General features: G+C 72.1%; 5 protein-coding genes. 4 read left to right on the forward strand and 1 reads right to left on the reverse strand.

Annotated features, from left to right (window positions below; all coding sequences use genetic code 11):
- Positions 1–274: 274 nt before the first annotated feature.
- From ACZ7GX_RS16800 to ACZ7GX_RS16810, 3 genes are all read left to right on the forward strand, one after another.
- The gene (locus ACZ7GX_RS16800; protein ID WP_498777510.1) at positions 275–1,027 is read left to right on the forward strand and encodes a hypothetical protein; all 753 of its coding nucleotides are present in this window, start codon (positions 275–277) and stop codon (positions 1,025–1,027) included.
- Between the two features lie 161 nt (positions 1,028–1,188).
- Positions 1,189–2,307, forward strand: coding sequence for an FAD-dependent oxidoreductase (locus tag ACZ7GX_RS16805; protein WP_498777512.1), 1,119 nt, complete (start codon positions 1,189–1,191; stop codon positions 2,305–2,307).
- A gap of 112 nt (positions 2,308–2,419) precedes the next feature.
- The gene (locus tag ACZ7GX_RS16810) at positions 2,420–6,412 is read left to right on the forward strand and encodes an NACHT domain-containing protein (protein ID WP_498777514.1); all 3,993 of its coding nucleotides are present in this window, start codon (positions 2,420–2,422) and stop codon (positions 6,410–6,412) included.
- A 64-nt stretch (positions 6,413–6,476) separates the two neighbouring features.
- On the opposite strand, the gene ACZ7GX_RS16815 is transcribed toward ACZ7GX_RS16810, so the two are convergent.
- Positions 6,477–7,616, reverse strand: a complete 1,140-nt coding sequence (locus ACZ7GX_RS16815; protein WP_498777516.1) for a hypothetical protein — start codon at positions 7,614–7,616, stop codon at positions 6,477–6,479.
- A 194-nt stretch (positions 7,617–7,810) separates the two neighbouring features.
- On the opposite strand from ACZ7GX_RS16815, the gene ACZ7GX_RS16820 reads away from it, so the two are divergent.
- Positions 7,811–9,505 (forward strand): PAS domain S-box protein (locus tag ACZ7GX_RS16820; protein ID WP_498777518.1); only part of this gene is annotated, 1,695 nt, incomplete at its 3' end.

The following is a 9,505-nucleotide window of genomic DNA, read 5'->3' on the forward strand; positions in this document are numbered from 1 at the left end:
GGAGGTGGCACCTCCGCGCGCGGAACCAGGGGCCTGGACGCAGGCCCGAGAGGGAGCGGGGTCTCACCGCGTGGCCTCGGAGTCGCACCGAGTCGTCCCGCCGCGACGGGCGGAACTGGTGGGCTGTCACCACCACACCTTGGAATCGCACCAAGACCCTGTATACCACCGCGCACCCGCCAAGATCAACGCAGGTGCGAGGGGCTCACGCGCTGATCCGGCGTCCGACGCGCTCGGCCGCCTCGCGCCGCCGGATGTGCGACATGATGAAGCCGTGGACCTCTCCGCCAGTTGTGCCCGCTGCTACTCCGAGCAGGACTTGTCCGTCCTGCTCGGAGGCGGCGCCGACGCCGTGCCGGACAGGCTGGTCAAGTCGATCGCGGCCGACTCCCACGACCACTGGTCCAGCGGGCAATGGCAGTCCTTGTACCGGCGGTTCGCACTCCGCCTCATCTTCCTGGTGCGCGCCAAGGAGGTTGATCCGGGTCTGGCGTTGCGGGCCTTCGGTCCGTCTTACGCCGACCTGGCGAGCTGGCCCGACGAGGAACGCCGTGCCATCGAGGACGCGTTGGTCGCCGCACTGCTGGACGCGTTGGAGCGCTGGCCCACCGACGATCTTGTGGACCTGCTGGGCGGACTCGCGTGCGCGTACGACGACTTGCGGCCGTGGCTGGCGCGCCTCGACACCGCCGGCGGCCCGAACGCGCAGGGCGGTGTCGTCCGGCTCGCGTGCCAGTGGGCGACGGAGCTGCTCTGGGGCGAGGACGCCTGGTTCACGTGGTGGCACACCGAGGACCCCGCGACTCCGGTACGCGAATGGACGCTGCGCGCGAAGACCAGGGTCGAGCACTTCAGCCGGGCGCACCCGGAGTGCAAGACAGCACGGGACGCCCTGATCGCGTACGACTGCCTCGATCGCGGGGAGGACGGCCCCTGGTGGTACCCCGGCCGCGGCTGGGACCAATGGCAGCGGTGGGGCCTGCCCGGACACTACGGCTGGCTCCGGTCCAGCGACCACGACCGCTGACCGGTACCACGAACATGTCCGATGGTGACGCGTCACCGACCACCCGCTCGCGGCCCTCCACGGCCACGAGTGCTCGACAAGTGAAGAGACCATCGGCTCGCCGGTGAACCCCGTCGCCGTGCCGCGACACCCCACGCCGTCCCGCAACCCGAGGAGCCTTGATGACCCGCACCGTGCTCGTCCTCGGCGGTGGCACCGCCGGCAACGCCCTGACCGTCCTGCTGCGCCGCGCCGGGCACGCCGTCGACCTCGTGGAGGCCAAGCCCGACTGGAACGCCACCGCCGGGTCCGGCATCACCGTGCAGGGCAACGCGCTGCACGTGCTGCGCGAGGTCGGCGTCATCGACCAAGTGCTGCGCCACGGGTTCCCGTTCGACGAGCTGAGCCTCTTGTCCCCGTCCGGCGCGGTGCTGGCCGTGCACCCCGGCGGCCGGATCGGCGGTGACGACCTGCCCGCCACCGTGGGCATGCAACGACCCAGGCTCCAGCAGATCCTCATCGACGCCGTGCGCGCGTCCGGCGCGTCGGTCCGGCTGGGCGTCACCGCCACCGCCTTGGACCAGGACCGCGGGGACGTCACGTTCTCCGACGGCACGAGCGGGCGGTACGACCTGGTCGTCGGCGCGGACGGCCTCAACTCCGCCACCCGCCGGCTGATCGGCGTCGAGGACCGGCCGGCGCCCACCGGCATGGCCATCTGGCGCGCCGCCGTGCCGCGCCCGACCGGCCTGGACCACACCCGGATGATCTACGGCGGGCCGTGCTTCATCGCCGGCTGCTGCCCGACCGGCCCGGACACCGCCTACGCCTACCTGGTGGAGCGCAACCGCGACCGCGGCGCGATCGACCCGTCCACCTACGCCGAGGAGATGCGGCGCCTGGCACAGGGCTACGGCGGGCCGTGGCCGGAGATCCAGGCCGCGCTGACCGACCCGTCGCTGATCAACTACACCTGGTTCGACCGGCTGCTGGTGCGGGGCCCGTGGCACCGGGGCCGGGTGGTGCTCGTCGGTGACGCCGCCCACGCGTGCCCGCCGACCCTGGCTCAGGGCGCGGCGATGTCGTTGGAGGACGCGCTCGTCCTGGCCGAGCTGCTGTCCACTCGGGACAGTTGGGACGACGCGGTGCTCACCGAGTACCGCGACCGCCGCTACCCGCGCGTGCGCGAGGTCGTCGACGCGTCCGTGCAGCTCGGGCAGTGGTTGCTCGACGGCGTGCGTGACGCCGACGTGCCCGGCCTCATGGGCCGCACGATGGCGACGCTGGCCCGGCGCCCCTGACAGCCGCGACCGTCGACGCGCACGTCCGGACGAGCTGCGACCCCGTGAAACGCCTTCCCGAGCGGCGACGATAGCCGCTGCAAACGGGCGAACCGAGGCGTGGACGGAGCACATGCGGCGAGACGCGGTGATCACCGGGGTGCTCGGGCTGGTCGGGGCCGGGAACCTGGTCGCGCGGACCCCCGGTCTGTGGGCCTGGGTCCTGCTGGCGGTCGGCGGCAGCTCGGTCAGCCTGTTCCTCCTCGTCAACGGCGTCGTGGAGGACCGGAGGTCGCGAACGGCCGCGGGGCTGGACGAGTCCGCGGCGCGACTTGCCCGGTCGGTGCGCGCCCAGGTCGAGCGCGAGATGTCCGCCTACTGGCGGAGCGGGAGGGTCGACCTCGCCGAGACGTACCGCACGACCCCCGCCGGCCGGGTGATGGTGCTGGGCGGTCCCGGCGCCGGCAAGACGGTGCTCGTCCAGCAGCTGGCGCTGGACCTGCTGAGCGGGGAGCACGACCGGGTCCCGGTGGTGCTGCCGCTCGCCTCGTGGGACTCCCGCGCCGTCCACCTGGACGACTGGATGGCCGAGTACCTGGCGGAGCACCACCGTTGGCTCACGGTGGGCGTCGCGCGAGCCCTGATCGACGCGGACCGCGTGCTCCCGGTCCTCGACGGCCTCGACGAGATGACGCCCGACCGGCAGCAGCTCGCCCTGGGGGCGCTGGCGGACCCCGGGCGGAGGTTCGTGCTCACCGCCCGACCGGAGGGGTTCGTCGAGCTGCCGGCCGTGAAGGTCGTCTTCCTCAAGCCGCTGTCGGCTCGGCAGATCGCGGAGCACCTGGCGGAGGCGGGCGCGAACGAGCGGTGGTCGCCCGTCCTGGAGCACCTGTCCACCGAGCCGGACGGCGCCCTCGCGAAGGCGTTGGCCACCCCGGTGTACCTCGGTCTCGCGATCGTCGCCTACGCGGACCCCCGGTCCGATCCCGTCGAGCTGCTCGACCCGGTCCGGTTCGGTGAGCCCACCGCGATCCGGCGCTTCCTCCAGGAGTCGGGCCTGGTCCGCGTCGTCCGCGTCGACCCGGGGGCCCTCATGGAGGAGCGCGCCCTGCGCGCGATCGGGCACCTCGGCTTCCTGGCGGACCACCTGCAGCGCCTGAAGACGCGTGACTTCGCCTGGTGGGAGCTGAAGCGGTCGGTGCCGTCGCCGGTCTTCGCCGCGGTGGGCCTCGTGGTCGGCTTGTCCGCCGCACTGGCCACGACCGCGGTGTACGGGGACGTCGCGGTCGCGATCCAGGCCGCGGTGGTCCTGGTGGTCACCGCGATGTTCGCGCTGGGCGGGCGGTCGGCGCGGTCGACGGACGTGGCACCCGATGACGAACTCGCCCGCGCGGCCACCCCGACCGACTCGCTGCGCGGCCGGCGTCGGCGCATGTGGGGGTGGGCGTTGGTGTCCGGTGCTCTCGTCGCGGTCGTCGCCCTGCAAACCGGTGAGCCGGGTCCCGGCGCCGCGGCCGCGGGCGCGGTGGCGGCCGTGGTGGCGGCGGGCTTCTCGACCTACTTCCGCTACTCGCTCAGCCGGGTCTGGCTGGCGAGCCGGGGGAAGCTGCCGCTCGACCTGATGTCGTTCCTGGAAGCCCAGCGGGACGTGGGCCTGCTGCGCCGCTCGGGTGCGACCTTCCGGTTCTACAACCGCCCGCTCCAGGAGCACTTCGCGGACGAGTACGGCCCCGCGTCGCTGCCCCGGCAGATGGCCGACCTCGCGGCGCACGTCATGGTGTCGAGGATGCGGGAGGAACTGGTGGACCTCGCCCTGGCCAAGGCGGAGGTCCACGCGGTCGTCGAGGCGCCGCGCGTGGAGACCATGCGTCGCGAGGTCGTCGGCGAGATCCTGGGTTCCCAGACGGACCTGGTCACCGCGACCGCCGGGGAACGGGAGCGGTTCGTCGCGTCCAAGCGGCGGTTCGCCGAGCAGGTGCGCGTGCCGTTCGCCGCGCTGGGGAAGCCGTGGTACTTCGTCCTCACCTGGGTTTTCGCCACCCTGACCGCGGCGAGCGTCTTCCCGCCCGCGACGAGCACCCCCGTGTGGATCGCCATGGGCGTCGCCGTGGTGGTGCTGGACTCGTCGGCCCGGGTGTTCCTGAGCGGGCATCGGCACTACGCCCGGTTGCGCTCCCTGCTCGACGTGATGGCGGTGTCGACCGTGACGCTGGTCGCCGCCGCGGTCCTCTCACCCGTGCTGAACCCGTCGTCCACCGGCGCGACGATCGCGTTCGCAACCGCGGCGGTGGTGTGCGCGGCGTTGTGGGGGTGGGCGCGGCCCCTGAAGGCACAGGCCGTTGCGCTGGGGTCCGACGATCCCCGCGACTGGCCCACCGAGCAGCAACTCCCGCGAGCCGCCGCGGCCAGGCAGGAAGCGGCGCGCGCCCACCGCGAACTCGTCGACGCGCTGGTGGAGAAGGGCGTCCTCCCGCTCGTCGCCGCACGCGTCGAGGTGCTGGCCGAGCGGTCCTACGCGACCGCCCTGCCCGAGGCGTCCGTCGGGCGGTTGGGCGGTCTCACCGAGCGCGCCCAGTTCGTGCCCACCGACACCTCCGCCCAGCTCAACCGGATGCTCGATGCGATGTCCAGCGGCGCCATCGGGCTGAGCGGGACGCGCGGCATCGGGAAGAGCACCGTCCTGCAGATGTTCGGCGACCAGCGCTTCAGCGGGCAGCCCGGGGACCTCTCGCTCGTGGTCACCGCGCCCACCGACTACGACAGCCGCGACTTCCTCGTGCACCTGTTCACCCGGTTGTGCCTGCTGGTCCTGCCACCCGAACCGGCGAACCGGGCGGCGGTGTCCCGATTACCGCGGCTGCGGTGGGTGCTGACCGCGTCGGCGGGCGCGGGGGTCGTCGCCGGGGCGGTGTGGTGGCCGCAGCTCGTGGAGGCCGCGAAGTGGGTCGGGGGCAACGTCCGGACCGTGGTGGCGGCGGCAGGCGGGCTGGTGTCGGCCGTGCCGCTGGGGGTGGGTGCGGTGGCGTTCGCCAGGCGGCGGGCGCGGTTGCGGGGGCCGGACACCGCGTTGGAGGACGAGGCCCGCAGGCACCTGCGGGGGTTGCGGTACCTGGAGACGACCACGCGGACGCGCACGGCGACGCTGAAACCGCCCGGTGGGCTGGAGGCGGGCAACGCCGTCGCCCGGCAGCGGGCCGAGCAGGTGAAGACCTACCCGGAGCTGGTCGCCGAGTTCCGGGAGTTCCTGGGGTTCGTCGGGCTGCGGTTGCGCAGCCGGGCCGACCGGGCCGACGCGCGGGTCGTCATCTGCGTCGACGAGGTGGACAAGATCGCGACCGCGGAGGCCGCCGAGCAGTTCGTCAACGACCTCAAGTCGGTGTTCGGCGTGCAGGGGGTGTTCTTCCTGGTGGCGGTGTCGCAGGACGCGCTCACGTCGTTCTCGCGCCGGGTGCTGTCGGTGCGCACGACGTTCGACTCGGCGTTCGACGACGTGATCCAGGTCAGCCGGCTGACGCTCACCCAGACGCGGCGGCTGCTCGTGCAACGGGTGCTGCGCCTGCCGGAACCGTTCGTCTGGCTGTGCTACGCGCTGTCGGGCGGGCTGCCCCGTGACCTGAACAGGATCGTGCGGCAGCTCTACGACGCCCGCACGGAGCTGGGCCCGGACCGGTTCGAGCGGCTCGCGCTGGAACTGATCCGGCAGGACGTCGACACCACGGTGCACGGCCAGGTGCAGCAGCTCGCCGGTCGCACGGACGAGAGCAGCGGCCGTTCGCTGCGGTGGCTGGCCGAGGTGGCGCGGTTGCCGCTGACGTCCGAAGCCCTGGCGGGGCACGTCGACGCCGCCCCGTCGCTGCCACCGCAGTCGGAGGACCTCTGGCAGTTGCGGGAGCAGTCGTCGGCCTACCTGCGCTACGCCGCCGTGCTGCTGCGGTCGTTCTGCGAGGCGACCGCGGCCACCGTCTCGGCGTTGCGCGACGTGCCGGACGACGACAACCCGCTCCGCCACCTCGCCGACGCCCGAACCCACCTGTCCGTCGACGCCGCGATGGCCGACGCCGCCGTGGACGCCTACCGGACCGCGGTGCCGGATAGCCCGTCAGGGGAGTGGGAACCCGAGCGGTGAGTGCGAGGACCCCTGGCCACACGCCGACCAAGGGGACGCGGCGTGGGCCGCGTCCCCTTCCGGTTCACCCCAGGGTTTTGGACATCGTGTAGAGCGTGCGGCCGACGTCGTCGAACTCCGTGACCGACCAGAGCATGCCACGATCCCGCTCCAGCGAGAGGTCTTCCGCGCCGGTCGGCGCTTCCACCACCTTGTCGTCCTGGAGCGCGCCGGTCGCCGGGTTCTCCTTCGTCCGGCGCAGGTAGCTGGGTCCGGTCTTGCCCCGCCCGGTCTGGCTGAGGTACCAGAACCGGCCGTCGTGCGCGACGCCTTGGACGTTCTGACCGGGCAGCATCAGGACTTTGCCCGGGACGGCCTGCCCCCGACGTGTCACCGGCTTGCCGTCCTCGGCCGGGTACGCGACCACCCGTCCGTTCCTGGAATCGCCATCGTTGCTTCCGCAGTACTCCCCAACAAGGATGCGGTGCGACCGTGAGGTGCGGTCGATCCCGACGTAGGAGAAGCGCGGGTCCGGATTCGCGCCCCGGCAGTAGTCGTCCGAATCGCTCGCCGTCCTGGTCTGCCACCGCCCGACCTGGGGCATCACGTAGCCGTCGGCGCCTTTGCCCCGGTAGATCTCGTTGGTGTCGAACACCCTGAGGCCTCGCTTGGTCTCCGTGACGTAGATGTAGCGGCCGTACCAGAGCACACCACCCGCGTGAACGTCGGTGACCTGGGTGTAGTCCTTGCCGTTGCGTGTCGGGACGACCAGCCGGACGTGCCGGTACTTGAGGTTCTGGTCGACGAAGGTGAGCTGCACCGCGTCCGCGCCGTGCTCGCCCTTGCGGTGGTACCAGCTGAGGATCACGGGCTCGCGTCCGCGCCAGACCCCGGCGCTCCTCGCGTCGGACACGTGCGACACGCCCTGCGGAACCCACGGCTCCCTGCTGTTCGCGTCGTTGGTGTCGAAGCAGTAGTGGGAACTGATGGCGGCTTTCTTGATCGGCCCCTTGCACCTCTCATCGCCGGATTCGAGCGTGAAGCGCCCGGGGTCGGCGAAGATCCGTTCCAGTTCGACCTCGGTCCTGGTCATCTTCGGACTCGCCACGTACCGGAGTGCGAAGGCGGCCTTGCTCTGGTCCACCGGCTGAGCCTGGGCGGGCGCGGCGAGCACCACCATCAGCGCGGCGATCCCCACCCCGTACGCCTTCCAGTGTTTCAGCATTGCTGTCTCCCCCTCTCAACGCTGTACAGCGTGGCGTGGCGAGCTGGAAGAAATCTGGGATCGTCCTTGTGCCGAGAAGCCGTGGAGTTGCCGCACCTGGGCTCGTCCGGGTGGCGTGCCGCAGAACGGGCCGGTCGAGCTCTCGTCATGTTCGGTTCGGATCGTCGGTGTGCGGGATGGGGCACAATCGAGCGATGCATGACGGTGCCCCGCCGGTCGAGGACGGCGCGGACGAGGGTCCACCCGACGACAACGGCAGGGTTGGGCAGCACGCGCGAGCGTCCTCGTCGGCCATCATCGTGCAAGCCGCTCGTGACGCGACCATCAGCCTGACGCACGATCTCGTGCTACCCGACGCGCAGGTCCGGCTGGTGCGGGCGCAGGAGGAGACCATTCAGGCGCAGCGTCAGCTCATCTCCGTGATGGAGGAGCTCAACGACGCCCGCCGGGTGATGCTGGAGAGCGCGCAGGTGGAGCACCGCGCTTCCCAGGTGATCATGGTGCTCCGAGTGGTGCTCGTCCGCTTGTCCGCGCTGATCGCGCAGCTCACCGAGGAACGCGACCGCTACCTGGCGGAGGCCGCGGGCCACCGTGCCGAGGTGGCGGCCACCCACCGGCGACTGTCGGCGGCCGAACAGGAACGCGGGCGCGCGGAAGGGCAACTCGGCCAGGCCCAAGAGGAGCGGCGTCGCGCGACCGCGCTCGCCGAAGCCGCCCTGGCGAAGATCGTCCAGTTGGAGGGCACGCTGCGCCGCGCCGGCGCCCACGACCCAGGCGTGCCCGCCCTGGGTTCGGACCCGGACGTCGCGGTCCCTTCTCACGACGACGTCCTGCACGACACGGCGGTGGGCCTGGACCGGGTGCAGCGGCTCCTCGACGAACAGGAGCGGGAACTCGCGGACCTGGAGGCCGACGGTGCCCGAGCCCGTGTCGTGCCTCCACACCGCGTGCCCGACCTCGACCGGTTCCTCGACGAGCTGGGCGTGGTCCTGTCCGGCTCCGCGACGCGGGTCGGGCTGTGCCACCTGGAACTCGACGCGCCCGCCGCAGGCGACGACCTCCTCGGACGCGACCGGGGACACGGACGCGAGCTGCTGACGGTAGTGCGTGACCGTCTTGCGCGGGCATTGCCGGAGTCGGGCTTCTTCGCCGCTCTGGGTGCCGGCTTCGTCGTCGCGGTGGTGGAGCCGGGCGCCGATGTCGAGGTGATCGCGCTGGCGCGTCGACTCCAGGCGGAGGTGGGGGCGCCGATCTCCGTCGACGGCGCCGTGCTGGTGCCGGCCGTCGCGGTCGGGATCGTCACGCGCGAGGCCGCGCGGAGCACTGCCGCGGAACTGCTCCGTGACGCGAGGGTGGCCTTGGACGCGGCGAAGCGGAAGGGGGCGAACCAGTGGGTGCTGTTCGATCCCCACCGCCTTGACGGTCCGAGTCGTCTCATCACCGACGTGCTTTCGCTGTCCCCGGTCGGCATCGGCCTGTTCGACGAGGGCGAGCGGCTGGTGGACGCCAACGAAGCCCTGTGCGCGCTGCTGCGGCTGGACCTGGAGCAGCTGCGCGGCGTGACCGCGGAGCAGTTGACCCATCCCGACGACGACGGTCGGTGGTTGAGCGCGGCCCGCGTGTTCGAGAGCGGTCCGCGCCGGAACCCGCGCCGGATCCTGGTGCGGTCGGACGGCGAGCCGGTGTACTGCGAGCTGCACATCAGGCCGTCGGAGGGCAGCGACGTCGCGCCGTCCTGGTTGGTCGCCTTCGAAGACGTCACCGATCGCCATCGCACCGTCGAGGTGCTGCGGTACCAGGCCACGCACGACGAGCTGACCGGGTTGCCGAACCGGGCTTTGGTCAAGGAGATGCTCGGGGAGTTGTTGGAGTCGCCGGAGCGGTCGAAG

The organism is Actinosynnema sp. NPDC037264 (assembly GCF_055603705.1).